The sequence below is a fragment of the Glutamicibacter sp. 2E12 genome (assembly GCF_050030965.1).
In the GTDB taxonomy this organism is placed as follows: domain Bacteria; phylum Actinomycetota; class Actinomycetes; order Actinomycetales; family Micrococcaceae; genus Glutamicibacter.
On sequence record NZ_CP188297.1, the window covers coordinates 2681041 to 2707802 of the forward strand.

At 61.2% G+C, this 26762-nt stretch carries 24 protein-coding genes; 11 read left to right on the plus strand and 13 right to left on the minus strand.

Annotation, left to right across the window (positions count from 1 at the left end; all coding sequences use genetic code 11):
* Positions 1–7 precede the first annotated feature (7 nt).
* Genes ACP3TE_RS12525 through ccsB form a run of 3 tightly spaced genes read left to right on the plus strand, consistent with a single transcriptional unit; the run spans position 8 to position 3448 of the window.
* Positions 8–763 carry a cytochrome c biogenesis CcdA family protein gene (locus ACP3TE_RS12525; protein WP_332485938.1) on the plus strand — a complete coding sequence of 252 codons (756 nt, stop codon included), beginning with the start codon at positions 8–10 and terminating at the stop codon, positions 761–763.
* Positions 763–2391 carry a cytochrome c biogenesis protein ResB gene (gene resB, locus ACP3TE_RS12530; protein ID WP_426733760.1) on the plus strand — a complete coding sequence of 543 codons (1629 nt, stop codon included), beginning with the start codon at positions 763–765 and terminating at the stop codon, positions 2389–2391. The genes ACP3TE_RS12525 and resB overlap by 1 nt, the downstream gene beginning before the upstream one ends.
* The gene (gene ccsB, locus ACP3TE_RS12535) at positions 2384–3448 is read left to right on the plus strand and encodes a c-type cytochrome biogenesis protein CcsB (RefSeq protein ID WP_105656949.1); all 1065 of its coding nucleotides are present in this window, start codon (positions 2384–2386) and stop codon (positions 3446–3448) included. The genes resB and ccsB overlap by 8 nt, the downstream gene beginning before the upstream one ends.
* Positions 3449–3713: 265 nt before the next feature.
* Here the strand turns inward: ccsB and ACP3TE_RS12540 are convergent, their stop codons facing one another.
* Positions 3714–4157, minus strand: coding sequence for a PLD nuclease N-terminal domain-containing protein (locus tag ACP3TE_RS12540; protein WP_332502784.1), 444 nt, complete (start codon positions 4155–4157; stop codon positions 3714–3716).
* 53 nt (positions 4158–4210) lie between these two features.
* On the opposite strand from ACP3TE_RS12540, the gene ACP3TE_RS12545 reads away from it, so the two are divergent.
* Positions 4211–4501 (plus strand): DUF4229 domain-containing protein, encoded by a 291-nt coding sequence (locus ACP3TE_RS12545; RefSeq protein ID WP_105656947.1) that lies wholly within the window; start codon positions 4211–4213, stop codon positions 4499–4501.
* Positions 4502–4634: 133 nt separating this feature from the next.
* Here the strand turns inward: ACP3TE_RS12545 and ACP3TE_RS12550 are convergent, their stop codons facing one another.
* The 3 genes from ACP3TE_RS12550 to ACP3TE_RS12560 all read right to left on the minus strand — a co-directional run bounded on the left by ACP3TE_RS12550 (position 4635) and on the right by ACP3TE_RS12560 (position 7712).
* Entirely contained in the window at positions 4635–5519 is an 885-nt protein-coding gene (locus tag ACP3TE_RS12550) for a 1,4-dihydroxy-2-naphthoate polyprenyltransferase (RefSeq protein WP_332594627.1), read from the minus strand.
* A 75-nt stretch (positions 5520–5594) separates the two neighbouring features.
* Positions 5595–6722 carry an AMP-binding protein gene (locus ACP3TE_RS12555; protein ID WP_426733763.1) on the minus strand — a complete coding sequence of 376 codons (1128 nt, stop codon included), beginning with the start codon at positions 6720–6722 and terminating at the stop codon, positions 5595–5597.
* A 27-nt stretch (positions 6723–6749) separates the two neighbouring features.
* Complete coding sequence (locus tag ACP3TE_RS12560) at positions 6750–7712, minus strand: 1,4-dihydroxy-2-naphthoyl-CoA synthase (RefSeq protein ID WP_181148809.1); 963 nt, start codon at positions 7710–7712, stop codon at positions 6750–6752.
* A gap of 185 nt (positions 7713–7897) precedes the next feature.
* On the opposite strand from ACP3TE_RS12560, the gene ACP3TE_RS12565 reads away from it, so the two are divergent.
* Positions 7898–9337, plus strand: coding sequence for an amino acid permease (locus tag ACP3TE_RS12565; RefSeq protein ID WP_105656944.1), 1440 nt, complete (start codon positions 7898–7900; stop codon positions 9335–9337).
* Between the two features lie 72 nt (positions 9338–9409).
* Here ACP3TE_RS12565 and ACP3TE_RS12570 read toward each other — a convergent pair whose 3' ends face one another.
* Positions 9410–10837, minus strand: coding sequence for an MFS transporter (locus ACP3TE_RS12570; protein WP_402695859.1), 1428 nt, complete (start codon positions 10835–10837; stop codon positions 9410–9412).
* Positions 10838–11173: 336 nt separating this feature from the next.
* Here ACP3TE_RS12570 and ACP3TE_RS12575 point away from each other — a divergent pair, with 336 nt between their 5' ends.
* From ACP3TE_RS12575 to ACP3TE_RS12585, 3 genes are read left to right on the plus strand one after another with little or no spacing between them, the layout of a single operon-like run.
* Entirely contained in the window at positions 11174–12397 is a 1224-nt protein-coding gene (locus ACP3TE_RS12575) for a thiolase family protein (RefSeq protein ID WP_426733766.1), read from the plus strand.
* A 2-nt stretch (positions 12398–12399) separates the two neighbouring features.
* Entirely contained in the window at positions 12400–13194 is a 795-nt protein-coding gene (locus ACP3TE_RS12580; protein ID WP_388022861.1) for an enoyl-CoA hydratase/isomerase family protein, read from the plus strand.
* 2 nt (positions 13195–13196) lie between these two features.
* Positions 13197–14069 carry a 3-hydroxyacyl-CoA dehydrogenase family protein gene (locus ACP3TE_RS12585; RefSeq protein ID WP_133833586.1) on the plus strand — a complete coding sequence of 291 codons (873 nt, stop codon included), beginning with the start codon at positions 13197–13199 and terminating at the stop codon, positions 14067–14069.
* A gap of 58 nt (positions 14070–14127) precedes the next feature.
* Here the strand turns inward: ACP3TE_RS12585 and ACP3TE_RS12590 are convergent, their stop codons facing one another.
* Complete coding sequence (locus ACP3TE_RS12590; RefSeq protein ID WP_402734696.1) at positions 14128–14985, minus strand: helix-turn-helix transcriptional regulator; 858 nt, start codon at positions 14983–14985, stop codon at positions 14128–14130.
* A gap of 122 nt (positions 14986–15107) precedes the next feature.
* On the opposite strand from ACP3TE_RS12590, the gene ACP3TE_RS12595 reads away from it, so the two are divergent.
* A complete protein-coding gene (locus tag ACP3TE_RS12595; RefSeq protein ID WP_426733768.1) occupies positions 15108–15722 on the plus strand; it encodes an acetate uptake transporter in 615 nt (204 codons plus the stop codon).
* 80 nt (positions 15723–15802) lie between these two features.
* On the opposite strand, the gene ACP3TE_RS12600 is transcribed toward ACP3TE_RS12595, so the two are convergent.
* On the minus strand, positions 15803–16705 hold the full coding sequence (locus ACP3TE_RS12600; RefSeq protein WP_105656937.1) for a serine protein kinase RIO: 903 nt from the start codon (positions 16703–16705) through the stop codon (positions 15803–15805).
* Between the two features lie 140 nt (positions 16706–16845).
* On the opposite strand from ACP3TE_RS12600, the gene ACP3TE_RS12605 reads away from it, so the two are divergent.
* Positions 16846–17562 (plus strand): tyrosine-protein phosphatase, encoded by a 717-nt coding sequence (locus ACP3TE_RS12605; protein ID WP_426733770.1) that lies wholly within the window; start codon positions 16846–16848, stop codon positions 17560–17562.
* Between the two features lie 110 nt (positions 17563–17672).
* A complete protein-coding gene (gene paaZ, locus ACP3TE_RS12610; RefSeq protein ID WP_426733772.1) occupies positions 17673–19796 on the plus strand; it encodes a phenylacetic acid degradation bifunctional protein PaaZ in 2124 nt (707 codons plus the stop codon).
* 84 nt (positions 19797–19880) lie between these two features.
* Here the strand turns inward: paaZ and ACP3TE_RS12615 are convergent, their stop codons facing one another.
* The 6 genes from ACP3TE_RS12615 to ACP3TE_RS12640 all read right to left on the minus strand — a co-directional run bounded on the left by ACP3TE_RS12615 (position 19881) and on the right by ACP3TE_RS12640 (position 26578).
* A complete protein-coding gene (locus tag ACP3TE_RS12615) occupies positions 19881–20609 on the minus strand; it encodes a nicotinamide mononucleotide transporter (protein ID WP_426733774.1) in 729 nt (242 codons plus the stop codon).
* A gap of 216 nt (positions 20610–20825) precedes the next feature.
* Entirely contained in the window at positions 20826–21443 is a 618-nt protein-coding gene (locus ACP3TE_RS12620) for a TetR/AcrR family transcriptional regulator (protein WP_426733776.1), read from the minus strand.
* A 32-nt stretch (positions 21444–21475) separates the two neighbouring features.
* Positions 21476–22795 (minus strand): phenylacetate--CoA ligase family protein, encoded by a 1320-nt coding sequence (locus tag ACP3TE_RS12625; RefSeq protein ID WP_426733778.1) that lies wholly within the window; start codon positions 22793–22795, stop codon positions 21476–21478.
* Positions 22796–22827: 32 nt separating this feature from the next.
* A complete protein-coding gene (locus ACP3TE_RS12630) occupies positions 22828–23274 on the minus strand; it encodes a hotdog fold thioesterase (RefSeq protein ID WP_426733780.1) in 447 nt (148 codons plus the stop codon).
* A 116-nt stretch (positions 23275–23390) separates the two neighbouring features.
* Complete coding sequence (locus tag ACP3TE_RS12635) at positions 23391–24404, minus strand: GNAT family N-acetyltransferase (RefSeq protein ID WP_426733782.1); 1014 nt, start codon at positions 24402–24404, stop codon at positions 23391–23393.
* A gap of 20 nt (positions 24405–24424) precedes the next feature.
* On the minus strand, positions 24425–26578 hold the full coding sequence (locus ACP3TE_RS12640) for a S9 family peptidase (protein WP_133833592.1): 2154 nt from the start codon (positions 26576–26578) through the stop codon (positions 24425–24427).
* Positions 26579–26762: the final 184 nt, after the last annotated feature.

The window sequence follows — 26762 nt, forward strand, 5'->3', positions numbered from 1 at the left end:
CTGATCAGTGACCACTAATCCCTTTGCCGACATCGTCCTGGACGGGTCGTTGCTGCTGGCTGCCCCAGTAGCACTGCTGGCCGGGCTGGTCTCCTTCCTTTCGCCTTGCGTCCTGCCGCTGGTGCCGGGCTATCTCGGTTACGTCACCGGGTTGACTGGTGCGGATCTGAAGGAGCACCGACGCGGCCGCGTGGTCTCCGGCGTACTGCTCTTTGTCCTGGGATTCTCCGTGGTCTTCATCGCAGCGGGCGTGCTTTTCAGCCAGGCCTCCGCGTGGCTCAGGTTCAACGGCTCCTGGGTCACCCAGGCATTGGGCCTGGTCGTGGTCTTCATGGGCATCGTGTTCATGGGCGGCTTCTCCTGGATGCAGCGTGACCGCAAGATCCACAGGAAACCGCCTGCAGGCCTGTGGGGTGCCCCGGTTCTGGGGCTGACCTTCGGCCTGGGGTGGGCACCGTGCATCGGCCCCACCTTGAGTGCGGTACTGATCATGTCCACCGGTGTGGACGCGAACGTAGGGCGTGGAACGCTCCTGACTGTGTTCTATTGCCTCGGATTGGGTTTGCCCTTCATCCTGATTGCAATGGGGTTGCAGCGCGGCATGCAGGCGCTGGCGTTCTTCCGCAAGCACCAGGTTTTCATCATGCGTTTGGGCGGGGGACTACTCATTGCCTTGGGACTGGTCATGGTGACCGGCCTGTGGGGAACATGGGTAGCAGAACTGCAAAACTGGTTTGCCAATGAAGTGAGGTTGCCAATTTAATGGCGAAACAACAACGGAATTCCAAGGGAACTGGCGACGCGCCTGCTCTGGGATTCATGGGTTCCATGCGTTGGATCTGGACCCAGCTGACATCGATGCCAACAGCCTTGTTCTTGCTGTTGCTGCTCGCCGTCGCTGCGGTACCGGGATCGATCTTCCCGCAACGCGACGCCAACCCCGAATCTGTAGCCCAGTACCTGGAACAGCACACCACCGCTGGTCCATGGCTGGATCGCTTCCAGATGTTCGAAGTGTATTCATCGGTGTGGTTCTCCGCGATCTACATCTTGCTGTTCGTCTCGCTGATTGGCTGCATCATCCCGCGTGTGAAGAAGCACGCCAAAGCCTTGCGCACCCAGCCGCCGAGGACCCCGGTGCGCCTGGAACGACTTCCCCAGTACAGCTCGCATGAAATTCTGGAAGGCGAGACGGATACGCCCGATGACCAGCAGGTCATCGAGGATTCGTTCAGGATCCTGAAGAAGCGCGGCTATCGTGTCGAGCGCCGCGAGGATGCCACCGGGGCCTCGGTTGCCGCAGAGCGCGGGTATACCCGCGAAATCGGCAACCTGCTCTTCCACATCTCGCTGATGGGCGTACTGGCTTCGGCCGCGATCGGCGGAGCCCTGGGCTACACCGGGCAGCGCGTGGTTGTCGAGGGGGAGACCTTCGTGAATTCGCTGGTGGCCTACGACTCCTTCACCCCGGGCACCGGCTTCAATGCCGATAATTTGCCGCCCTTTGCTGTGACGCTGGACAAATTCGACATCATCTTCGACCGCGAATCCGAATCGCATTTCGGACAGCCGCTGGACTTCACCGCCCACGTCAAGGTGCGCGAATCGCCCGATGCCGAGCCAGTGAAGCAGGAGCTGAAGGTCAACCATCCGCTGCGGATCAGCGGCGGTGACGTGTACCTGGTCGGCAATGGCTACGCCCCGGTGATCACCGTCAAGGATGGCAACGGCAATGTCTCCTATTCCGGCCCGGCGGTTTCCATTCCGCAGGATTCGGTCTACACCTCGATGTTCGTGCTGAAGGTTCCGGACGCCGAGCCATCGCAGCTGGGCTTCCAGGGCTTCTTGCTGCCAACCGCACTGGTGGATGAGAACGGCTTCGGCATCTCGGGCGATCCCAACGCCATCAACCCCCAGCTGCACCTGAACTCGTACTTCGGGGATCTGGGCCTTGACGACGGCAACCCGCAAAACGTGTTCGTGCTGGACACGGAGAAGATGGAACCGCTGAACAGCCGTGATTTGGATGCCGGCGGCATCATCCTCGAAGCGGGGCAGACCTACGAGCTGCCCGACGGCAAGGGCTCGATTACCTTTGACGACCTCAAGCGCTTCGTTGCATTGGACATCAATCATGACCCGGGCAAGCTGCCAATCGGCATTTTCTCAGGTCTGGCGCTGATCGGCCTTGCGGTCTCGCTGTTCACCCCGCGTCGCCGCGTCTGGGTGAAGCTGAAACAAGAAAACGGCAAGCGTAGTATCGAGTACGCACTGCTGGCACGTGGCGAGGATCCGCGTCTGGAACGCGAAGCTGCAGAACTACAGAAGATCTTTGACAAGGCTTGGCCATTGGCAAGCCAGGAGCAGAACCAAGGAGCAGTAAATGGATAACGCTGGGGCATTAGCGCCAATCAATGAAACGCTGGGTGAATACAGCCAGTTGTTCATGCTGCTGGCCGCCATGGTCTACGGAGTGGTCTTCATCATTTTCGCCTTGGACCTGGCAAAGACCAACAAGTCCATCAGCGAAATGGATTCCGAAGCGCTCAAGCGCGACGAGGAACTGCTGGTTAGCGCCGGCGGCGCCGTGGGCACCAAGCCCCGTTCGCGCCGGGGTGCCGCTGTGCGTGCCGACAACGTCGGCGAGCATATCGTGACCGACAAGATGGAGTACACGCAGTTGTCGGCCAAGCGCCCCACGGCTCGCATTGCCGTGGTGCTGATGTGGCTGGCCGCTGCCCTGCACGGCGGTGCCGTGGTTTCCCGTGCGATAGCCGCGCACCGAGTGCCCTGGGGCAACATGTACGAGTTCCTGTCCACCGGTGCATTCCTGGTGGCTCTGGTCTTCTTGCTGGTGCTGATCTTCAAGGACCTGCGCTTCATGGGATCCTTCATCTCCGGCCTGGTCACCTTGATGCTGTGCGGTGCCACCATCGGCTTCCCGACACCGGTTGGCCACCTCGTTCCTGCCCTGCAGTCGCCATGGATCGTCATTCACGTCTCCATCGCCGTCCTGGCGTCGGCACTGTTCGCCATCAGCTTCGCCATGAATGTGCTGCAGCTGGTACAGCATGCTCGCATGAACCGGCTGGCCGCTGGACAGGACGACAAGCTGCCCTTCATGCGCGTGGTGCCAGGTGCCGGCGCATTGGAGAACTTCGCCTACCGCATCAACACCATCGGCTTCGTGATGTGGACCTTCACTGTCATCGCTGGTGCGATCTGGGCTGAGGCCGCTTGGAGCCGCTACTGGGGCTGGGATCCAAAGGAAGTCTGGTCCTTCGTGATCTGGGTTGTCTACGCAGGCTACCTGCACGCCCGTGCCACCGGTGGCTGGACGGGCCCACGCTCGGCCTGGTTGTCGATCATCGGCTTCCTGTGCGTGGTCTTCAACTTCACCATCGTGAATATCTTCTTCGACGGTCTGCACTCCTACGCCGGAGTCTAGTTCCTAAGAATCCAGCACTGCGAGCGGTTTCCCTTGAGCGGGGAGGCCGCTCGCAGTACTTTAAGCGTTCGTTGCGGGCCCTGGTACTCAAGTGCGGGGCACTGACCGGCGCCTGCCCCCGTCCGCCCCTCCAGCGCCCGTAGAGGAAGCCCCGCGTCCCTGGCCGCCTGCAAGAATGCCCGAAGTTCCTACGAGGCATGAAAAAGCCCAGCGGCGCTGGCACGCGTGCTGGGCTGGTTGCCGGGATCCCGGCAGTACTAGGGGGTTATTCGGTTTCAGACGAAGAGCTGTCGGTGCCTTCTGGCTTGTTCTTGCGTTCTGCACCTGGCTTCGGTTCCTTGGCCTCAGGCTTGGCTGGTTTCTCGCCATCGGCCTTCTGCACGTCTTCACGTTTAGTGAGGTCTTGCTCACGCGCTTTCGAGTCGGCTTCACGCTGTTGCTGGCGGCGCCAGACCTCCAGCTGGCGCAGGAAATCCTCATCGTCGTCCGGAGCCATGGACTTCTGCGCAGGGGCTCCATTTGACGCAACAGGGCGACCTAGGAGGAACCACAAACCGGCTCCGATTAGCGGAAGGAGGATGACGACCGCAATCCACGCAGGCTTAGGCAATGAACGAATGCTGCGGCGCTCTGCACGAGCGCATTCGATCAGGGTATAAATCGTCAAAGCAACCGAAACCACTGCGGCGAAAATCAATAAGCGGACCATGCTTCCATTCTAGTGATAATCCTGTTCACAGGTTCACCGGTAGACTTGAGACTATGCAGTTTGTGAAATATACCGTTATCCGCCTAGGCATATTCCTAGCCGTTTTCTTGGGCCTCTGGTTAGGTATGAAGTGGCCAATCTTCGTTTCCGGAATCATTGGCCTGGTCGTGGCCTTCGCGGTGGCCTACCTTTTCTTCAATAAACTTCGGCTAAAGGCGAACGAAGATATCCGCAACGCTTTCAGCAAGACCTCGGCAAACAAGACCAGGATGCAGCTAGCTGATGAAGCCGTTGAGGATGAATTCGACGAATCACAGCGCAAGCAGACCCCTGGCGCCGAGTAAATTTCCCCATGCAGGTTCACCTCGAACTGCATAGCCAGCCATTCACGCATGGCCGGCAGAACAATTAACGAGATGGGCTGGCCGGATCAATTGATCCGGCCAGCCCATCTCGTTTTTCCTTCTGCAGCGGTGGCTAGGCCAAAACCTCGATGGCGATAGCCAAGGAGAAGAGCACCGCATATACGACATTGACCATGCCGGTCTGCTTGAGCACCAGCACCAGCTTTGGCAGCTGCTGCTCGCGAAGCATCAGCAGCGATGGAGCCACTGCAGGAACGAAGGTGAGCAGGATCAGCCACATCCACGGGAAGGCGCTGGTGGCCAGCAAGGGGAGCAGGATGGCTACCGCCAGCATCAGCACGTAGCTCAAGCGGGCATTGTGTTCGCCAAGGCGCACAGCCAAGGTAATCTTTCCCACCTCTTTATCGGTAGGAATGTCTCGCACGTTATTGGCCATCAGCAGGGCGCAGCCAATCAGGCCGGTGCCGATGGCACCCCACAGCGAAGCCATGGTCAGCTGGTTGATCTGGGTGAAGGTGGTACCCAAGGTGGCGACCAAGCCGAAGAAGATGAAAACGTAAATATCGCCCAAGCCACGGTAGCCGTAGGGGTTCTTGCCGCCGGTGTAGCCCCAAGCGGCGAAGATCGCGGCGACGCCTACCAGCAGCAGCGGCCACGAGGAAGAAATGATGACCAGGACCAGACCGAAGATGGCGGCTAGCCCGAAGCAGCCGAAAGCGGCATTGCGCACATTCTTCGGCTCGGTGAGCTTGGAACCGGTCAGGCGCAGCGGGCCGACGCGTTCGTCATCGGTGCCTCGGATGCCGTCCGAGTAGTCGTTGGAGTAGTTCACTCCGACCTGGAGCAGCAGGCCCACCAGCAGAGCCAAGACGAAACGGAACCAATGAACGGTTCCAGTTTCGCCCAGCGCGGCTGCGGTACCGATGACAACCGGGGCAATGACGATAGGCAAGGTGCGCAAACGCGCCCCAGAAACCCACTGGGAAAGTGTGGCCACTTTCTGTCCTTTCAGGGCAAGCGGAAACTCGTACCCTCTAGTTTCCCGCGATTAGGCGTGCAAGGCGAATCGAGACTAGTCGCGAACGCCTAGTTCTTCGATGACCAGTTGTCGATTGAACTTGCCATTAGGCAGCTGCGGCAAGCCAAGAGGGTAGTGGCGCACGTGCTTGGGCACCGCTTCCTTGCCCAAGGTCCGGCGCACCGCTTCGAAGGCATCGGCGGTATTGGTCGGGCCCGCATAGGCCAGGCCAACGCTGTGGCCCCATTGCGGATCGGGCACCGGGACCACGATTGCCTGCGTGAAGAATTCTTCCAGCAGCCCTTCAATCTTCGATGCCGAAAGCTTGATGCCCCCGGTATTGATCACATCATCGATGCGTCCAATGATCTTCAAGCGCTGTTTTTCAACGGTGCCCAGGTCATCGGTGACGTACCAGCGGACACCATCGCGTTCAATGAAGTGCTCGGCGGTGGCTTCGGGGGCGTTGGCGTATCCGTCGGCGAGCATGGGGCCGGCGACCCAGATGCGCCCCTCATGTGCTGCCAGCTGCACGCCGGGAAGGGCCGTGCCGTTGTAGACCAGGCCGCCGGAAGTTTCCGAGGACCCATAGGTCTGGAAAATCTTCAGCCCATGGTGTCGGGCGCTGACCAGCAGGTCCTTGCTGGCTCGCGCGCCGCCCAAGAGGATGGCGTCGAAACGCTTCAGCGCCTGCAAGGTTTCCGGCGCCGGGTTATCCAGCAGCCGGGCAAGCTGGGTTGGAACCAGCGAGGTGATCCGGCGGGAGTCGATCATTTGATTGGCGGCTTCGGTGAATGCCGTGGCCGAGAAACTGCCCTCGGTGTCCGTCACCACGGGCTTGGTGCCGGCGAACAATGAACGCGTCAGCACGCTCAGTCCCGCGACATAGTGCACCGGCAAGGCCAGCAGCCATTGGCCTTCGAAGCCGAGGAACTCGGCCGTGGCCTGCGCACTGGATGCCAATGCCGAAACGCTGAGCACCGTGCGCTTGGCCCGGCCGGTGGAACCGGAAGTCCGCACCACTGCCATGGGCTGCTCGAAACCTGGCAGGTCCTGTGGCGCCAAGTACTCGATGCGCCAGCCGTTGGGGTTGGCCTCATCGAGCAATACCTCAACGGCCGGCCCCCCGTCGTTGGCCGCCGTGGCCAACGCTGCGAGCAGTTCAGAGAGTTGTTCGTCCATATCCGGTCCTCGTTCCGTCGCGGAAGATTAGAAGTAGTAAGGGTAGTTGGACCAATCCGGGTCGCGCTTGCCCAGGAACGCGTCGCGTCCTTCTACTGCCTCATCAGTCATGTACGCCATGCGGGTGGCTTCGCCAGCGAAGACCTGCTGGCCGGCCAAGCCGTCATCGGCCAAGTTGAAAGCGAACTTCAGCATGCGGATGGCCTGCGGGGACTGGCGGGCGATGTCGGCTGCGTACTCCAGGGCCACCTCTTCGAGGCGTTCGTGCTCTACCGACTCGTTGACGGCGCCCATGCGGACCATGTCATCGGCCGAGTACTCGCGGGCAAGGAAGAAGATTTCGCGGGCGGTCTTCTGCCCGACCTGGCGGGCGAGCAATGCCGAACCGTATCCGGCATCGAAGGAACCGACGGTAGCGTCGGTCTGCTTGAACTTGCCGTTCTGCTTCGAGGCAATGGTCAGATCCGAGACCACGTGCAGCGAATGGCCGCCACCGGCAGCCCAGCCGTTGACGACGCAGAGGACAACCTTGGGCATGGTGCGCATCAGGCGCTGGACTTCCAGGATGTGCAGGCGCCCGGCACGCGCCGGGTCGATGGATTCGCGGGTCTCGCCTTCGGCATAGCGGTAGCCGTCACGGCCACGGATGCGCTGGTCGCCGCCGGAGCAGAATGCGTGTCCGCCGTCCTTTTCCGAGGGGCCATTGCCGGTCAGCAGGACAGTGGCCACGTCGCTGGTCATGCGGGCATGATCCATGGCGCGGAACAGCTCGTCCACGGTGTGCGGGCGGAAGGCGTTGCGCACCTCGGGGCGGTCGAAAGCGATGCGCACGGTCGGAAGGTCGCGCACGATGCTTCCATCCGCCGCTCGCTGGACCTGGCGATGGTAAGTGATGTCGGTGAAGTCGAATCCCTCGACCACGCGCCAGCGCGTTGGATCGAAGACATCGGAGACCTTCTCGGGCAATGCGGAATTATTCAGGCTACTCACCCTATGAATGCTAGTCGGTTTCGTCCGGAACTCTAAGAAAGGAGGAGTAGACTTTTCACGGCCCGACTCGCGGTTGCGCGTGGAATCCCCGCCCGTACGGCTTGGACCATCCAGTGAATCACCGGATTCATTTCACGATTTTTGCACGGATTCATTGAACGCGTCCGTAGGTCAGGAGTTCATCTATGCCATCTGGTCAGCATCGCCCGGCAACCCCGGAAATCAGTGCCGAGGGCTACAAGAAATCCCTGAGCCGCCGCCACGTCCAGATGATCGCGATCGGCGGAGCCATCGGTGTGGGCCTGTTCATGGGCTCCGGCGGGCGCCTGGCCTCGACCGGTCCGGCGCTGGTGCTGTCCTATCTGGTAGCTGGCGCATTGGCCTACCTGCTGATGCGGGCACTGGGCGAACTGATCATGTACCGCCAGACTTCCGGTTCCTTCGTCTCGTATGCGGCTGAGCTCTTCGGCCCCAAGGGCGCCTTCATCTCCGGATGGATGTACGTGCTGAATTGGATCATGACCGGCATTGCCGAGCTGATCGCCATCGGCCTGTACTTCCAGTATTTCTTCCCGAATGTTCCGGTAACCGTTTCCGCGTTCTGCGCGTTGCTGCTGCTGGTGGCCATCAACCTCTTCAGCGCCAAGGCTTTCGCAGAATTCGAGTTCTGGGCAGCTTGCATCAAGGTGACCGCGATCGTCCTGTTCCTGGCCGTGGGGACATACATGGTGGTGACCAACGCACAGGTGGGAGACCACACCGCGTCGGTGGCCAACCTCTTCATCGGCGATGAGAACGGCGAGGGCGGAATGTTCCCCCGTGGTTTCTTCGTCAGCATCCTGGTCCTGAACTCGGTGATCTTCGCCTATAACGCCATTGAACTGGTGGGCATTGCCGCCGGCGAGATGGAGAACCCGGAAAAGGAAGTTCCATCGGCAATCCGTGCGGTGGTTGTTCGCATCCTGGTCTTCTACGTAGGCAGCGTCTCCCTGCTGGCCATGGTGCTGCCATGGAACGAATACGAATCCGGGGTCAGCCCGTTTGTCACGGTCTTCGAGAAGATGGGCCTGGGCTGGGTTGGCAGCGCGATGAACCTGGTGGTGATTACCGCTGCGCTGTCCTCGTGCAACTCGGGCCTGTATTCCATCGGCCGCATCCTGCGCACCATGAGCGGCAATGGGCATGCTCCGCAGTGGCTCGCGAAGATGAACAAGCACTTTGTTCCCTCCACCGGCATTATCACCGTGGGCGTGGTCTATCTTGCCGGCGTCATCCTGAACATCTGGCTCGGAGATTCCTTCGCCTTCGACCTTGCCTTGAATACCGCATCCATCGGCGTGCTGTTCACCTGGGCCTCGATTTTCGGATGCCAGCTCATGCTGCGCAAGAAAAAGGGCTCTGTTTCCTCGCTGCCCATGCCCGGGTCGCCCATTACCGGTTGGGTCGGATTGATTTCCTTGCTGGTTATCACCGTCCTGATTTCTTTCGATACCTTGACCGGGGAAAACGGCGAGGTCTTCCCGGTGGGGCTGTACACGATCGCCACAATTCCGGTGTTCGCCTTGCTGTTGTGGGGCGGATGGCATTTTGCTCGCAAGCATGCCCGGCCGGGCATTGATTTCTAGGCCGCCAGCGATTATGCGCCAGCCGCTAAAGGGAGCAGTTCAACTGATGCGCCCCCTTGGCGGCTGGATGGCTCAGGACGTTCGGTTTTCATCCCGCTGCACCGCAGCGAGGATGCCGGTGTCCAAGGCATCGGGAATCCCGGTGCCGCGCAGCGAAGCGCCGGCGGTCTCCGGCATGAACTTGATGGCGATCGCACCAATCACGCACGCTGCCATCATGTAGATGGCCGGGAAGAGCAGGAAACCGGTGGCATTGATGGCCGCTTCGTTGACCATCGCGGCGGTGCCGCCGAAGACCGCCGTAGCGATGTTGTAGGTAATCGCGAATCCTGCGAAGCGCACCTGCGAAGGGAACATCGCCGGGAACGTCGCGGTAATCGTGGCCAACTGCGGAATGTAGAGCAGACCCAGCACGGCGAAGCCGACAATGGCCCAGGCGAAGGACTTGCCCATCAGCCAGAACATCGGTACTGCCAAGACGAACAGGCCAATGACTGAGGCGTACCACATTGGCTTGCGTCCGACCTTGTCCGAAAGCGAGCCCGCAAATGGAATTACGGCCATCATGGCCACCTCGCCGATCAGGATGGTGGCCAGCGAAGCGTTGGGGTCCAGCCCCAACTGGGTTTCCAGGTACGTCGGCATGTAGCTGAGCAACGTGTAGTTCACGACGTTCAGCGCAATGACCAGTCCGGTCATGGTCAGCATGGGGCGCCAGTAGGTGAACACCAGTTCCTTGAGCGACCCGCCCTGCTGGGCTTCGCCGGATTCTTCCATCTCCTGGAAGACCGGCGTGTCCTCCAATCTGCTACGCAGGTACAGGCCGATCAGGCCCATGGGCAAAGCGAGGAAGAATGGGATGCGCCAGCCGTAAGCCATCATGGCCTCCTCGCTGAGCACCACCTGCAGGCCCAGCATCACGGCGGTGCCGAGGGCGAAACCGCCCAAGGTGCCGAATTCCAAGAAGGAACCGAAGAAGCCGCGTTTGCGATCCGGCGCATACTCGGCCATGAAGGTTGCCGCGCCGCCGTACTCGCCACCGGTGGAGAAGCCCTGGATCATGCGCAGCAGAACCAGCAGGATTGGCGCGGCGACGCCAATGGCTTCGAAGGTTGGCAGGATGCCGATGAGGAAGGTGGCCAGCGACATCATGATGATGGTCAAGGCCAGGATCTTCTTGCGCCCCAGCTTGTCGCCCAGCGGGCCCCAGACCAGGCCGCCAATCGGGCGGACCAGGAAGGAGAGGGCGAAGGTGGCCAAGGCCATGAAGGTGCCGCCCTCGGTGGGGAAGAAGTGGGCGGTGATGTAGGTGACGGCCACGGCATAGACACCGTAGTCGAACCACTCGGTCATGTTGCCCATGGCAGATGCCGCAGTGGCCTTGCGAACTTCTTGCCGGCCTTCTTGCGTGTTCATGTCCGGCCCGATGTCATGGTCCAGGTCGGGAGCGAAATTATGTGCATTCGAGTTGTCGTTTGGCTGGCTATGTTCCGGTTGCATTGCTGCTCCGTTGTTTTCAGCTTTCCGTCGACCGATCGCCCTAAGGCCAGATAGGAATTCATCGCCTTGGCCGCGGTCCACGATCCGGGAGTTCCCCGGAGTCGGTTAAATACCAGAGGCTATTCGAATCAATTTCTAAAATCAACCACTGACATGGAATTGATTGCCCGCAATTGCGGACAGAACGGGGGTTGGCCCGTGGCCCGGCCATGTGGTCCCGGCGGCCTAGAAATGCTCAATTGTGAAAATCCGGCGACCCGCGACTTTATTATTGAACGAATGGTCGGTAAGTTTAGGTGTTGAGGGTCACTAATCATTTTGGCATAAGGAGCACAGATGACCGAGGCATTTCTCGTAGGTGGAGCACGCACGCCGGTAGGCCGTTATGGAGGTGCGCTCAGTGCTGTGCGCCCCGATGACCTGGCCGCGCTGACTATTCGCCGAGTCATTGAAGACGCGGGCATCGATCCGGCCGACGTTGATGAAGTCATCTACGGAAACGCCAACGGCGCGGGCGAAGAGAACCGCAATGTTGCCCGCATGGCTGCGCTGCTGGCCGGCCTGCCCGTGACCGTCCCGGGCATCACGGTCAACCGCCTCTGCGCCTCGGGCATGAGCGCCATCACTATGGCCAGCCACATGATCAAGGCCGGCGCCGCGGACATCGTGATCGCCGGCGGCACCGAATCCATGTCGCGGGCACCTTGGGTCATGGAAAAGCCTTCCAAGGCCTTCGCCAAGCCGGGAGCAACCTTCGACACCTCCATCGGCTGGCGCTTCACCAACCCGCAATTCCTCTCCGGCCAGTACTCGCGCGATGGCAAAGCCACCTTCTCGATGCCGGAAACCGCCGAGGAAGTCGCCCGCGTCTACAACATCTCGCGTGAGGATTGCGACCAGTTCGCCGTCGAATCCCACGCCAAGGCCATTGCCGCCATCGAGGCCGGGCATTTCCGCGATGAAATCGTTCCGGTCACTGTCAAGGGACGCAAGGCAGAGAGCATCGTGGACACCGACGAGGGGCCACGGCCAGGGACCACCATGGATGTGCTTTCCGCCCTGCGCCCAGTAGTCAAGGGAGGAAGCGTCGTCACTGCTGGCAATGCGTCGACGCTGAACGACGGAGCGTCGGCAATCCTCGTGGTCTCCGAACGGGCCATCAAGAAGTACGGACTGGCGCCGCGCGCCCGAATCGTCGACGGGCAGGCCGCGGGCCTGGAACCAGAAATCATGGGCATGGGACCGGTCCCGGCGACCCGCAAGGTACTTGAACGCGCGGGACTGGGCATTGACCAGATCGGTGTCATGGAAATCAATGAAGCCTTCGCCAGCCAGTCCCTGGCCAGCATGCGCGAGCTGGGGGTCGATGCAGGAATCGTCAACCGCGACGGCGGCGCCATCTCGCTGGGCCACCCGCTGGGTTCCAGCGGTTCCCGCATTGTCATCACCCTGCTGGGCCGCATGGAACGGGAGCTGGCTTCCGAGCAGCGCAAGCTGGGCATTGCCACCATGTGCGTTGGCGTGGGCCAAGGCACCGCGATCTTGCTGGAAGGCGTCTAGAAGTGGGCGATTTGAACAGCGGGTTCACCACCCTCAAGCTGGCGGAAACCGATGACCGCCTCTGGGTGCGCCTGCACCGCCCAGCGGTCCGCAATGCCATTGACCAGGCCATGGTCGACGAGCTGCACACCATCTGCGATTATCTGGAGAAGAATCCCAAGATCCTGATTATGGCTGGCACCCCCGCAGAGGCAGCGAGCGAAGCGAATCCCAAGGGGCGCAAGGGCATCTTCGCTTCCGGAGCCGATATTTCCCAGTTGCGCGAACGCCGCCGGGATGACGCGCTCGCCGGGATCAACTCGGGCATCTTCGACAGGATCGCCAAGTTGCCGATGCCGGTGGTTGCGGCATTGGACGGCTTCGCCCTGGGCGGGGGCGCTGAACTGGCCTACGCCGCGGACTTCCGCATCGGCACCCCCGAGCTGCGCATGGGCAACCCGGAAACGAATCTGGGCATCATGGCCGCCGCAGGCGCCACCTGGCGGCTGAAGGAACTGGTCGGCGAGCCGCTGGCCAAGGAAATCCTGCTGGCTGGCAAGGTGCTCACCGGCGAGCAATGCCTGGCCGCCAACCTGGTGACCGAACTGCATCCGGCTGCCGAGCTGGATGCCGCCGCCGATGCCCTGGCAGATCGCATAGCAGCCCAGGATCCGCTGGCGGTGCGCATCACCAAGTCCGTCTTCCATGCTCCGCGCGAAGTCCATCCGTTGATCGATACCTTGGCCCAGGGCATGCTTTTCGAGTCCCAAGCCAAATTCGACCGCATGCAAGCATTCCTAGATCGAAAGAAGAAGTAACCATGAGTGCACAAACCAGCTTCACCACCGGAGCGTTGCCGCAGCAGATGGGCGTGCTCGGCGGCGGACGCATGGGTGCCGGCATCGCCCACGCCTTCTTGACCAGCGGCAGCACCGTTCTCGTTGTTGAACGCGACGACGAGGCGGCGCAGGCGGCCTATGAGCGCGTAGCCGGATCCGTGGACAAGTCCATTGCCCGTGGCCAGATCAGCGAAAGCCGCGAAGAGCTTTTGTCCCGCTTCTCCACCAGTACCGACTACGAGCAGTTCGCCAGCGCGCAGCTGGTGGTTGAAGCCGTTCCGGAAATCTGGGACCTGAAGGTTTCTTCCCTGCAGGCCGTGGAGCAGGCACTGAACGCCGAGGCGGTGCTCGCTTCGAACACCTCGTCGCTGTCGGTCAGCGGCTTGGCCAAGGAATTGCAGCGTCCCGCGAACTTCCTGGGCTTGCACTTCTTCAACCCGGTTCCCGCCTCCACTCTGATCGAGGTCGTGATCGGCAAGCAGACCGATAAGACCCTGGTGGACGCATCGCGCGGATGGGTTCAAGCACTGGGCAAGACCGCAGTGGTGGTCAATGACGCTCCCGGGTTCGCTTCTTCCCGCTTGGGCGTGGCTATCGCTCTGGAAGCCATGCGCATGGTCGAGGACGGCGTAGCCAGTGCCGAAGACATCGATAACGCGATGGTCCTGGGATACAAGCACCCTACCGGCCCGCTGAAGACCACCGACATTGTCGGTTTGGATGTGCGCCTGGGCATTGCCCAGTACCTGCACGAGACTCTGGGGGAGCGTTTCGCTCCGCCGCAGATCCTCAAGGACCTGGTGGCCCAGGGCAAGCTCGGACGCAAGACCGGCCAGGGCTTCTACAGCTGGTAAACGGCTGAAGCCAGTTGCGACGCCCGTAGCCCGGGCCCGGGGTCCCCGGAATGGCCGCCTAGGGGATCGGGCCCCGGCTGCGAGCGCGCAACACCACATCAAAGCGATTCGTGGCACCCAGCTTTCGCACGGCCGAGGCCAGATAGCTTTTGACGGTGCTTTCGGCTAATCCCAGATGCGTCGCAATCAAGGCGTTGCGCTTGCCCAGCGCCAGATGGGAAAGCACATCCAGCTCACGCGGCGAAAGGTTCGAGGGGCCGTCGATTGCCTGCGGCGCTGGCCCCTGCCCTGGGCGCAGCATCGTGCCGGCCGTGCTGAGCCGTGCGGCGAGCTCCGGATCCTGCACCATCCGCGCAATATCGCGCAGCTCGGTGTAGAGCGCATTGAAATCTTCTTGGCTCAATGCCATCTCCGAGGGGTGCGCGGCCTGCGGTTCGTAGGCACTGAGCACCGCCATGCGCCTCTGGGTCTCTTCATGGACCGATAGTTCCCAAGCGAGCCGGCGGGCCTCTGCTGCGGCGGCGGACAGCATTCCATCGGTCAGCTGCCGGCGGTTTCGCAGTCCGGCATAGATCAGCGCGCGCACCTGGTCGTCAACCACGACCGGTACTGCCAGCAAGACCAGTATTCCCTCGCCGCCAATTTCCCGGTCATAGCTGTGAATGATTTCTGGGGTCTCATGGTACGAATCCGTGGCAGCCAATTGACGCCGCGATAGCGCCAAGCCGCCTAGGCCCTCACCGGGCTTGACCACCAGGCCACGCAGCGAACCGGTACGGGTTCCTGCGAAACAAGTCAGCTTCGTACCCGTGGACCGGGCGAAACCGCCAAAGGCAACTGGCAGGCCGGTGCGTGCCGCCAAAGTATTGAGCGTGCGGTCCAAAAGGGCTATTTCGTGCGAAGAATCAGTGGTCACCGGCTACCTCCTTTAGATGGTAGTGATCCGACTCACCATCAATTTAGGATACCTGCTAAAGGCAAGTGATCGGCATCACTTACCTGGATTGAACTGACCGCTGACACGATGGAGTATCCGCCATGACCGCACTGCTGACCCGAGAAGACCCCGTTGGAATCGCCTCACCAGCCGCACCGGCCAAGCCGGGCCTGGCTGACCCCGCGGCACTGGGATTGGGCGCCTTGGCGCTGACAACCTTTGCGCTGAGCCTGTCCAACGCCGGGATCATTCCAGAAGCTGGCGCCGCCGTCCTGGCGATTGCCCTATTCTACGGTGGCTTGGTCCAGCTGATTGCTGGCGTCATCGAATTCGCGAAAGGCAATGTCTTCGGCGCCACCGCGTTCACTTCCTATGGCGCATTCTGGATGGCCTTCTGGTGGCTGGAAACCAACCCGGAGGTAGCGCAGGCGGCGGGCCCGGCGGGCCTCGGTGCATTCCTTCTGGGGTGGACCATTTTCACCGCCTACATGGCGGTCGCCGCCCTGCGTACCAATGGCGTGCTGGTTGCCGTGTTCACCATGCTGACCGCGGCCTTCATCTGCCTGACTATCGGCGCCTTCACCGGCAGCACGCTGATACACGAACTCGGAGGCTGGTTGGGCCTGGTTACCGCATTCCTGGCCTGGTGCGGCTCCTTTGCCATTGTCGCGAACGCCACCTGGGGACGCCAGGTCCTGCCTACCTGGGCGAAGTAGGCGGCGGAAAGCTGGTCGCAGGCGCGCGCCCGCGGCGAATCATCGGGATTCGTCGCGGGCGCGCCCAGTTCTGGCTGTCCTCAGAAGAGGTAGCTCATCAGCGAGGAGAACAATTCATCTGGGTCATTGGGCAAGCCCTTGGAAGTGAACCAATCGCAAAGATTCACGCAATCACGGTGCAGGAAGTCCAAGCCGTTCGGGTTGCCGGCCAGATCTACGCACTGCGGAACATCGATTACTACCAGCCTTTCGCCGGAGACAAGAATGTTGTACGCGGAGAGGTCTCCGTGGGCGATGCCGAGCCCGGCAAATTTCTCCAATGCTCCGGTGAGCTGGTCCCATAGCGATGGAAGGCGCGGGTCAAAGCGCGAGAGCTGCTGCAGGCGAGGCGCTGCCGCATGCTGATCGTCTGGATCGGCAATGAACTCCATGAGGATTTCGGTGCCATCTATTTGCACAGGGTAGGGAACAGGTATGCCCGCCTCGTAGCAACGGAGCAAATAGCTCCATTCGGCATTGGCCCACTGCAGAGCGGCGATCTGCTTGCCGTACGTGGAGTTGTTGCGGATAGCGCGGTTATCACGCGAACGCCGTGCGGAGCGCCCGTCGCTATAGGACTGCGAGCGGCTGAACTGCATTTGCTCGCGCGAACGATAGCGCTTTGCTGCCAGAAGGCTGCTGCGATCTTCGGTGGCACGTTCCAGCAGGAAGACATCGCCTTCCTTGCCCGTTTTCAAGATGCCCAGCTCGGTGTCGATGGCTGCGGCCTCTTCGATGAGCCAGTGCGGATACGGTTTGGGTCCGCGCAAGCCCTTCTCGATAAATGGCCATGTCGAATAACGTTGGCCGTTTGCCGGATCACCGGTCTCGGAGTCGTTCCAGACCGGCTTGTGCTTGCTGAATTTCAGTTGTTGATCGGCATCCGTGGAGGCAGCGGCGATCAGTGGCGAATTTGCGGCCTCGAGGCCAGCGGGAAAATGCATCGGAAGTAGTCCTTGGGAGAAGGGGGAAATGGCTTGTTCAGGCGGTAAGCAATCATTGTTACCCCTCCTTCAATAGACTGATTGACATTTGCCAATGACTAGAACAATACAACAGCCGGGCAATGTGTTGCAATAGGCTTATGAGCCACAGCCTTACCTACCGCAAGCAAGCCGGGGACCTGGACTGGAGCGGAGCCGTTAATGCGCGCCACATCTGCGGAGCCTTCTACCGTATGGGCAGGCATGAGTGGCTGACGGCTGAGGGTTGGCGGCAAATGCACGCTGCTGGCGTCAATAGAGTCATCGACCTGCGCAACCCGGATGAAATCCGCCGTCGCGAGCATGACCCAGCGGTGCCCGCGGCAAGCCTCGCAGGGATCGAGCTGGTGAACCTGCCGCTGGAATCGCCAGGCAATGAACGTTTCGAGTCGGTGGCGGTGCCGTACATGAATCACACCGGGATGTACCAGCTGGTCTGCGAGGAATTCGGCGACCACCTGCGGGCGGTGTTCGAGAGACTCGCGACCGCGGAACAGGGCACGGTGGTCCACTGCTCGGCTGGACGCGACCGATCGGGATTGATAGCCACAATGCTGCTTCAGCTGGCTGGCTTGGATGGCCAGATCCTGCTCCATGATGAACTCGCGGTCAGGGGGATCAATGAGTGGCATCGCATTTCCCCTCGCAAGCACCCGTACGAGAGCTACCGCAGTGAAGGGCAAGTGCGGGAAATTATTCATGGCCGAGCTGGCGAACTGGAGAATTTCCTCAGGTGGCTCGGGTCCACGCGGAGGTATTTGCTGGACCAGGGAATGAGCGAGAACGCCGTGGAGCGCCTGCGCCAGCTGGCACGCTAGGAGCCAGGAGAGCGCTGGCGAAGCAGCGAGGCGCACAAGTGTCCTCGATCACCCCTTCCTGCTATGGTTAACGGTAATACTGACCGACCGTTCAGGAAGGAATTGCGTCAATGACGACAGAACAGATCACCGTAGTACCCAGCTACATCGCGGGGAACTGGCATAGCCCAGCGGCACAAGGCGGAACCGAGGTCCGCGACGCCAATACCGGCGAAGTGCTGGTCACCGTCACCAAGGACAACTTGGATGTTGCTGGCGCCGTGGCATACGGCCGACAGACCGGCCAGCGCGAACTAGCCAAGCTCTCCTTGCATGAGCGGGCGCTCAAGCTCAAGGAACTAGCGCTGTACCTCAATGAGCGGCGCAAGGACCTGTACGAGGTTTCCTTCAAGACCGGTGCCACCAAAATCGACTCGATGGTGGACATCGACGGTGGCATTGGCGTGCTGTTCACCTTCTCTTCCAAGGGCCGGCGCGAACTGCCTAATTCCAACGTGATCCTCGATGGCCCCACCGAGCCGCTGAGCAAGGACGGTTCCTTCATTGGCACCCACATCTACACCGCGATGGCCGGCGTAGTCGTCCAGGTCAATGCCTTCAACTTCCCTGTCTGGGGGATGCTTGAGAAGTTCGCACCGGCCTTCATCGCCGGTGTGCCGACAATCGTCAAGCCGGCAACCCCCACCGGGTACCTCACCGAAGCGGCTGTGCGCATGATGCTGGACTCGGGCATCCTTCCAGAGGGTTCCCTGCAGCTGCTTTCCGGTTCTGCTCGCGACATCATGGACCACCTGGACTACCGCGATATGTTCGCCTTCACCGGATCGGCATCCACCGCAAGCAAGCTCAAGTCGCACCGCAACGTTATCGACGGAGGCGTGCGCTTCGCGGCTGAAACCGATTCCCTGAATGCAGCCATCCTCGGCCCCGACGCTGTGGAAGGCACCCCGGAATTCGACGCTTTCGTCAAGGTTGTCGTCAATGAAATGACGTCGAAGGCCGGCCAGAAATGCACCGCCATCCGTCGCAACATCGTGCCTGCAGCACAGGTGGATGCGGTCATTTCGGCCGTTGGCAAGCGCATCGATGAATGGGTGGTCATCGGCGATCCTCGAGTTGAGGGCGTCACCATGGGTGCCCTGGCTTCGCTGGAACAGCTGGCCGATGTGCGCGGGGCCGTCGAGGACATGATCGCTGCCGGCGGCGAACTGGCCTACGGCCGCCTGGATGCCCCTGCGGTACGTGTCGCTCCCGAAAAGGACGCCGTGGCAGAAGGCGGAGCCTTCATGTCCCCAGTGGTCCTTCGCTGGAACGACGCGCGCAACCCGATGGTGCACTCGCGCGAAGCCTTCGGCCCAGTAAGTTCCGTCATCGGCTACAGCAGCGTTGACGAAGCCGTGGAACTGGCTGCCATGGGCGCCGGCTCGCTGGTCGCAACCGTGTGCACCAATGACGCCGAAGCCATGCGCGCCCTGTCCTTGGGCATCGCCGCGCACCACGGGCGCGTGCACATCCTGAACCGCGAAACCGCACGATCCACCACCGGCCACGGCTCTCCGGTTCCGCATCTGGTCCATGGCGGTCCAGGCCGGGCCGGAGGCGGCGAAGAACTGGGCGGCATCCGTTCGGTCAAGCACCACATGCAGCGCACCGCGGTGCAGGGCTCACCCAACATGATCACCGCGCTGAGCGGCGTCTGGCACACCGGTGCCCAGCAGTCCCTCGCTGGCAGCCAGCAGTTTGGCGGTAAGCCGCAGAACGTCCACCCGTTCCGCAAGTCGCTGGCTGAGCTGAAGATCGGTGACGGTTTCGTCTCGGATCTGCGTGAAGTCAGCTTGGAGAAGATCACCGAATTCGCTCACGAAACCGGCGATACCTTCTATGCGCACACCGATCAGGCCGCCGCCGAAGCCAACCCGTTCTTCCCGGGAATCGTGGCCCACGGCTACTTGCTGGTTTCCTGGGCCGCGGGACTGTTCGTGGAGCCCGCTCCGGGACCCGTCTTGGCTAACTACGGCCTTGAATCACTGCGATTCATCACCCCTGTAGCTGCCGGCGACTCGATTCGCGTCACCCTGACGGCCAAGAAAATCACCCCGCGCGTCACCGACGAATACGGCGAGGTTGCTTGGGATGCGGTGCTGCACAACCAGAACGATGAACTGGTCGCCACCTACGACGTGCTGACCTTGGTTGAAAAGACCGACTCGACCTATGCCAACTGGAACGGCTAAGTCCGGCTGACCCCTTCGCGGGAAACAAGAAATGGCGTTGGGCCACGATGAGGAAATCGTGGTCCAACGCCATTTTCGCGAAGCCTAGGAAGCGCCGTTGATTCCGTGCTGCTTGTTCAGCTTCGCCAAGGTAGCTTCCTTGGCGGCATCCAGTGCCAGCTCGGCCTCGGAGAGCTCTGCAATGCCTTGACCGGCCTGGCCGGCGGCTGGCAGGTTGCGCCAGAGGAAGAAGCCGTACAGTGCCGCCAAGGCGATGAAGACGAACAGGCCCAGCATGCCCAGCATTGGGGAGATCAGGAAGTAGACGACCAGATCGGCAACGGCGGCCACGGCCAGCACCAGCCAGCCAGCTCGCACACCGCGGGCAACCATGACGAACGATGCGAAGATGGCCGAATCGGCGAAGTACAGCACCCAGATTTCCGGGGTCGCGCTCATGAAGCCGCCATTGAAGAGGAACGGGCCGAAGCGCAAGGCGACCAGCAGGATCAGGCCCACGAGCAGGCCGAGCGCGGACCACACTGTCACCGCGGTGCTCGTGACCATGCGGGTGAACTTTCCCTTGAGCTCGTAGCGGGAGAAGCGCCAGAGGCCGAAGATTGCAATCAGCAGCAGCGGAACGGCGTAGATCAGGCCCAGCAGGTCGAACTGCATCGAAGAAATGACCGGGCCTACGAAGACACCCAGGATCAGGGTCCACCAACCCAGGTCGTTGCGGTGCGCCAGCAGTGCGGCGGAGACGAAGACGAGCAGCATGCTCGCAGCCGAGAGCAAAATCTGGACAAAGGAACTACTGCTGTCGGCGGTAGCCATGAAAAGGGTTTCTAAGATGGAATCCACAGCGCTCTTCACTTGGTTGATCGAGAATGACAGGTGCTAAAGCACCCCTTCGATGCTAACGGTGATTTCTGTGAGGACGGCAAGATTACAAGGTTGGCTGCGCCACATTGCAGCGGACGCCCAGCCCGGTTAGCGACGTCGGCTCCCGACTGGAAGGCGGGAGCCGATATGGGGAGCCCGGACTTGGAATCAGGCGCCGCCGGTATGCAGGCCGTTGAAGAGCAGCGAAACAGCCTGGTCCTCCAACTCGGGTCCGTCGATCGGCCCGTCAGCGCGGTACCAGTCCACCACTGAGTTGATCAAGCCGAAAAGCAGCCTGGCGGTAGCCCGAGGTTCCAAATCAGCACGCAACTTGCCATCCGACTGCGCGGCAGTCACCAATTCTGCCAGCTGGCGGTCCATTGCGCGGCGGCGTTCCAGCGCCTGGCGTTCCAGATCAGTGTTGCCACGCAGGCGCAACAACAAGGTCACGTAGGAACGCTTGGCCAGCAGGATCCTGAAGGTTGCGCGCAGGAAGAATTCCAGACGCTCATCCGCGGTGCCCTCATGCGAGCGGACCTCGGCGATCACCGCCTCCAGGGGAATCAGCGCCTCATCCAACGCCAGGCGCAGCAGGTCCTCTTTCGACGGGACATGGTGGTAAATCGCGGATTTGCTGATACCCAGACGGTCAGCGAGCTTGCCCATGGAGGTTGCATCGTAGCCGTATTCGTTGAATGCCTCGACAGCAATGCGCAAAACGGTTTCTTGATCATAACCAGGGCGGCCGCGCTTGGCCGGACGGTTGGCAATATCGGTAGTTTCCATGATTAGTTGATTATCCCATGTCCCGGCGGAGGCTAGTTATTGCGCATGTCGTAGATGCGCTTGAGCTTGCCCATGGAGCGTTCCAGCGATTCTGGTTCGACGACGTCAATGGCGCAGGAGGAGCCGACGTGGATCTTGATCAGCTTGGCCAGTTCCTTGGCGCCGGTGGTTGCGTCCGCCATGGACGCTTCACCGCGGCGCTCCACCTTCACCGCCAGCTGGTCCATGCGATCCGGACGGGTCAGGATCAGCTGGAAGTGCGGCGACAGGCTCGGCACTTTAAGGATCAATTCTTCGATCTGGCTTGGGAACAAGTTCACGCCACGCAAGATGATCATGTCATCGCTGCGGCCAGTGATGCGGCCCATGCGACGGTGTCCCGGGCGGCTGGTGCCAGGCATCAGGCGGGTCAAATCATGGGTGCGGTAGCGGATGATCGGCAGGGCCTGCTTGGTCAGCGAGGTGAAGACCAATTCTCCATGCTCGCCATCGGGCAGCACCTTGGTTTCGTCGAAGGCATCAATGATTTCCGGGCGGAAGTGGTCTTCCCAGATATGGCTTCCATCCTTGCGGTCGCCGGATTCGCCGGCCACCCCGGGGCCCATGACCTCGGACAGGCCGTAGATGTCGCACGCGTTGATGTTGAACATCTCTTCAAGTTCGTGGCGCATCTCTTCGGTCCATGGCTCGGCACCGAGGACGGCCACCTTCAGCGAGGTGGACCGCGGATCAAGGCCCTTGCGCTGCATGGCATCGCCAATGGTCAACAGGTAGGTCGGCGTGCACAGGATCGCATCAGGCTCGAAATCCTGGATCAGCGAAATCTGCTTGTCGGTCTGGCCTCCGGACATGGGGATCACAGTGGCCCCGAGGTACTCGGCAGCGGCATGCGCGCCCAGTCCGCCGGTGAACAGCCCGTAGCCGTAGGCGTTGTGGACCTTCCAGCCTGGCTTGACTCCGGCCAGGCGCAGGCAGCGGGCGCCGAGCTTGGCCCAGTCCTCCAGGTCCTTCTTGGTGTAGCCCACCACGGTGGGCTGGCCAGTGGTACCCGAGGAGGCATGGATGCGGGCGACCTCATGCTGCGGAACGGCGAACATGCCGAAAGGGTAGTTCTTGCGCAGATCTTCCTTGTCGGTGAAGGGGAACTTGGCGAGGTCGCTCAGTTCCTTCAGGTCATCCGGGTGCACGCCAGCGGCATCGTACTTCGTCTTGTAGTACGGAACGTTGTTGTAGGCATGGTGCAGAGTTTCCTTCAAGCGGGTCAGCTGGATCGCTTCGATCTGCTCACGGCTCATGGTTTCTTCCGGATCAAGCGGATTCGGAAGGCTGTCGCGGTCGGTGTTCTGGGACATGCTGAAACTTTCGTGTCGAGTGGGCAGGGTGCTTAGCGGTTCTTCGGTTTCGGGACGGTGCGGGATCGTCCGCGGAACTCTGCGACGGTTTCAATTGAGCCGTCGGCCGCTGGCTGGGTCACCTTGATGTCGTAGATCCCGCTGCGGCCTTGCTGCGAGACCCGGTTGCCGGTGGCAGTCAGCACTCGTCCGGGAATGGCTGGCTTGAGGAAGTTGACGTCGGCGCCGGAAGCTACCGTGATGGTCTCGTCGGAGCCTTCCTGCGGATTGCAGCTCAGTGCGAACGCGGTGTCTGCCAGAGCGAAGATCATTCCGCCGTGGCCAATGCCGAAGCCGTTGAGCATTTCCTGCCGGAGCGCCATGGTGATGACTGCGTGGCCGTCGGAGACCTCGACGACTTCGATTCCCATCCACTGGGTGGCGTAGTCATTGCGGAGAATGGCGTGCGGGACCGAATTCTCTAGCTGTGTTTCGCTCATCGTCTTCCTTCGCCGAATTATTTACCGAACGATCATTAGGTAATAACATTATGTGAGCTAAGTCAAGTTATGCGGCCGTATCGGCGGTACTGTTTCAGCGATGAAGCGCAGCGGATTCAGGCAGTGAAAATTCGTTGATGGACGTCAAGGATGAAAGGTTCCTTGATCCGGTTGTAGTCCATGACCAGGCCGTTCTCGCCGTCGCTTGCAGCCATTGCGCGGGCGGCTTCCCGCTTTACCGCGGCGTATGCCAAACGGTCGGCTTCATGGTGTTTCAGATGCTCGCGGAAAATCACGAGCCGCAGATACTCGGGGCTTCCTGCGCTGAAGACATGGATATTGGCCTCGGGGAGCCGCGAACCGGCAGCGGGCTTGAGCATGCGGTGGTCATACCAGCCAGGTTCACGATGCCAAAGAAGCATGCCGCTGGATTCCAGCGCCGGAACGTAGGACGCTTCCTGATCCGCGTCGGGGACCAGCAAGACGATGTCGATGATCGGCTTGGCGGGCAGGTCCGGAACGGATGTCGAGCCGGTGTGTTCAATGGCCAACGCGGTGGCCCCCAGGGCGCTGGCGATTCGATGGTGCAGGCGGTGGAAGTCCCTGGCCCATTGCTTCGATGGCTCGGCAATCTCTATGAGGCCGCGCATCAGCTCTCCACCCACGGCCTCGTATTCCGGATCTTCATCTGGCTGGCTGGTGAGCAGCGGGTAGAAGGGCAAGGTGCACAGGTACCGCCGGGCATCCGGCCAGCGCGGGTCGGCAGAAGACTGCGAAACAACGCAACCCAGCGAGCGGTAAAAACCCACCGCATCCTCTGCAGTGGTGGCCCAAACGTTCTTCTCATGGCAGTCGCGCAGCTCAGCGAGCAGCCTCGAGCCCAGCCCCCGGCCCTGGTGGGATGTTTCCACGGCCAGGTATTCAACGCACACCGCGTATTTGCCGCTGTGCCGGTAGGCGGCCAGTGCCGCAATATCGCCCGCGGCAATGGCGATGGCAAGCACCTCAAGGCCTTCGCATTCATCGAGCAGCACTTCAAGCGCCTGCTCGTTGGCAGGTTCGGCGGCCAGCACCAGCAAGCGGCGAATCGCAGGGTCGTTGCGGTAGTCGCTGATCTTGATGTGGTGCATGGCCGCCGTTCCTTTGCTACTTAGATTTCGTCGGTGCATCCCAGGGCGTCCAAGGCGAAGGCGTAGTCCCACGCGCGGGCCTTCCAGGACTCGTAACGTCCCGAAGCGCCGCCGTGACCGCCATCCATTTCGGTCTTCAGCACAATCGGGGCCTGTCCGGTACCGACTTCCCGCAGCTTGGCCACCCATTTGGCTGGCTCCACATACAGTACACGGGTGTCATTGAGCGAGGTGACCGCAGCGATCTTCGGGTAATCCTGTGCTGTGACGTTTTCGTAGGGAGTGTAGGACTTCATGTAGTCGTAGACCTCCTTGCTCTCGATCGGGTTGCCCCATTCTTCCCATTCCAGTGCCGAGAGCGGAAGCTCTGGATCCAGGATGGAGGTCAAGGCATCGACGAACGGCACCTGGGCGATGATCGCGGTATACAGCTGCGGAGCCATATTCGCGACAGCGCCCATCAGCAGTCCGCCGGCCGAACCGCCCAGGGCGGCGATGCGCTGCGGATCGGCCCACCCGGAATCGAGCAGGTACTGTGTGGAATCAATGAAGTCGGTGAAGGTGTTCTTCTTGTGCAGCTTCTTGCCCTGCAGGTACCAGTTGCGGCCCAGCTCGCCGCCGCCGCGCACGTGGGCAATGACAAAGACCACTCCGCGATCCAGCACGCTCAAGCGGGGGATGCCGAAACCAGGATCCATGGAGGCCTCGTAGGAACCGTAGCCGTAGATCAGCACCGGCTGGGGAACCGAGGTATCCAGGTCGGCACGGCGCATGATGGTCAAGGGGATCTTGGCGCCATCGGCCGCGGTGGCCCACTCGCGGGTGGACAGGTACTTGGCAGGATCGAAGTTGTTCACCGGGGTCTGCTTGCGCAGCACCAGCGACTGGTTCTGGAGCCACAGGTCGTATACGCGGGCCGGGGTGAAGTCTGCGGTGTAGCCGATGCGGATCAACGGAGCATCCAGCTCGGCAAAGGTCGCCGAGGCAGTGAACAGCTCATCATCGAAATCCGGTTCAATGGCCGGCTGCTGGGCTTTGGTGCCCAATCCGTCCAAGGCGATCAGCTGCACGCGCTCGCAGGTATCTCGGCGCACCGAGAGCACCACGTGCGAACCGGTCAGCGCGGTGCCTTCGATCTTGACCGTGTCCTCGTGGGCCACCACGGTCTGCCAGTGCGCCGGGTCGGCGTTTTCGCCCAGCTGGTCCAGGGATGCCAGCGACACCATGTTGTTCGGTGCCTGGTGGTCGTGGGTGATCAAGGCCTGGCCGGCGCCCGGCATCAGGTCGATTCCGTGCAGCAGGCGCAAGGAGCGCGGCACCAGCAAGGTCACGGCAGCCGAAGGCTCGGCCAGATCCAGCATGCTGGTTTCAGCGTATTCGGAGTTGCCGCTGGAGATCATCAGGGTGTTGCGGTCCGGGCTCAGATCGAAGCCGAGCCACATGCCAGGATCATTTTCCTCGAAAATGATCTTGTCCTGCGTTGGGAGGGTCCCCAGCAGGTGAGCGCGAATCTGGTGTGGCCGCCAGGTTTCGTCAACCACCGTGTAGAAGACAGTTGAAGAATCGGGGGAGAAGGCCAGGCCGTAGAACACTCCTTCAATGGTGTCGCTCAGCAGCAGGCCGGTGTCCAGGTCCTTGATGAAAAGGGTGAATCGCTCATCGCCCGCATTATCGACACAGTAGGCAAGCAAGTTGCCTGCTTCATTCAACGCCATGCCGCCGAGCGAGAAGAACGGCTGCCCTTCGGCTAAGGCGTTGCCATCAAGCAGCACCTCTTCGGCAGGCAATGCAGTTTCCGCGTCGATGACCGGGGGAGTCCAGTCGGCAACAAGGTCCCCGGTGTCCGATGCCTTGACGCGGCACTGGATGGTGTAGGGCTTGCCTTCGGCCGAACGGGTGAAGTACCACCAGCCGCGGCGGCGCACTGGAACCGACAAGTCGGTTTCAACGGTGCGTGCCTTGATCTCGCTGAACAAGGCATCGCGCAGCGGCTGCTGGCTAGCGGTAATGGTGTCGGTGTACTCGTTTTCTGCGGTCAGATGCGCGATGACATCCGGGTTGGCTTTCTCCCGCAGCCACTCGTAGTTGTCGATGAAGTCATCGCCGTGGAAGCTGCGGGTGGTGGGCAGCTTTGCGGCACGCGGTGCATTGGCGGTCAACGATTCTGGAGTCATACCCCTATTCAATCCCACTACCGTGCTATGCGGGTGCAGCTATGCTCAGCGCGGACAGAACAGCGGTTTCAAACCGATAACGATGCAAGTGCAGGCGAGTCGCGGGGTACCGGCTAGGCTTTATAAGTCCTAGGCTTGCAGGCAGAACGTATCATCTGCAACTTGGGCCATTCGCCCTTCAGTA

Excerpts from the sequence above, each read along its gene's own strand:
- resB (WP_426733760.1), top strand. The coding sequence starts at position 763 with ATGGCGAAACAACAACGGAATTCCAAGGGAACTGGCGACGCGCCTGCT.
- ccsB (WP_105656949.1), top strand. The coding sequence starts at position 2,384 with ATGGATAACGCTGGGGCATTAGCGCCAATCAATGAAACGCTGGGTGAA.
- ACP3TE_RS12540 (WP_332502784.1), bottom strand. The coding sequence starts at position 4,157 with ATGGTCCGCTTATTGATTTTCGCCGCAGTGGTTTCGGTTGCTTTGACG.
- ACP3TE_RS12545 (WP_105656947.1), top strand. The coding sequence starts at position 4,211 with ATGCAGTTTGTGAAATATACCGTTATCCGCCTAGGCATATTCCTAGCC.
- ACP3TE_RS12555 (WP_426733763.1), bottom strand. The coding sequence starts at position 6,722 with ATGGACGAACAACTCTCTGAACTGCTCGCAGCGTTGGCCACGGCGGCC.
- ACP3TE_RS12565 (WP_105656944.1), top strand. The coding sequence starts at position 7,898 with ATGCCATCTGGTCAGCATCGCCCGGCAACCCCGGAAATCAGTGCCGAG.
- ACP3TE_RS12570 (WP_402695859.1), bottom strand. The coding sequence starts at position 10,837 with ATGCAACCGGAACATAGCCAGCCAAACGACAACTCGAATGCACATAAT.
- ACP3TE_RS12575 (WP_426733766.1), top strand. The coding sequence starts at position 11,174 with ATGACCGAGGCATTTCTCGTAGGTGGAGCACGCACGCCGGTAGGCCGT.
- ACP3TE_RS12585 (WP_133833586.1), top strand. The coding sequence starts at position 13,197 with ATGAGTGCACAAACCAGCTTCACCACCGGAGCGTTGCCGCAGCAGATG.
- ACP3TE_RS12595 (WP_426733768.1), top strand. The coding sequence starts at position 15,108 with ATGACCGCACTGCTGACCCGAGAAGACCCCGTTGGAATCGCCTCACCA.
- ACP3TE_RS12600 (WP_105656937.1), bottom strand. The coding sequence starts at position 16,705 with ATGCATTTTCCCGCTGGCCTCGAGGCCGCAAATTCGCCACTGATCGCC.
- ACP3TE_RS12605 (WP_426733770.1), top strand. The coding sequence starts at position 16,846 with ATGAGCCACAGCCTTACCTACCGCAAGCAAGCCGGGGACCTGGACTGG.
- paaZ (WP_426733772.1), top strand. The coding sequence starts at position 17,673 with ATGACGACAGAACAGATCACCGTAGTACCCAGCTACATCGCGGGGAAC.
- ACP3TE_RS12615 (WP_426733774.1), bottom strand. The coding sequence starts at position 20,609 with ATGGCTACCGCCGACAGCAGTAGTTCCTTTGTCCAGATTTTGCTCTCG.
- ACP3TE_RS12620 (WP_426733776.1), bottom strand. The coding sequence starts at position 21,443 with ATGGAAACTACCGATATTGCCAACCGTCCGGCCAAGCGCGGCCGCCCT.
- ACP3TE_RS12625 (WP_426733778.1), bottom strand. The coding sequence starts at position 22,795 with ATGTCCCAGAACACCGACCGCGACAGCCTTCCGAATCCGCTTGATCCG.
- ACP3TE_RS12630 (WP_426733780.1), bottom strand. The coding sequence starts at position 23,274 with ATGAGCGAAACACAGCTAGAGAATTCGGTCCCGCACGCCATTCTCCGC.
- ACP3TE_RS12635 (WP_426733782.1), bottom strand. The coding sequence starts at position 24,404 with ATGCACCACATCAAGATCAGCGACTACCGCAACGACCCTGCGATTCGC.
- ACP3TE_RS12640 (WP_133833592.1), bottom strand. The coding sequence starts at position 26,578 with ATGACTCCAGAATCGTTGACCGCCAATGCACCGCGTGCCGCAAAGCTG.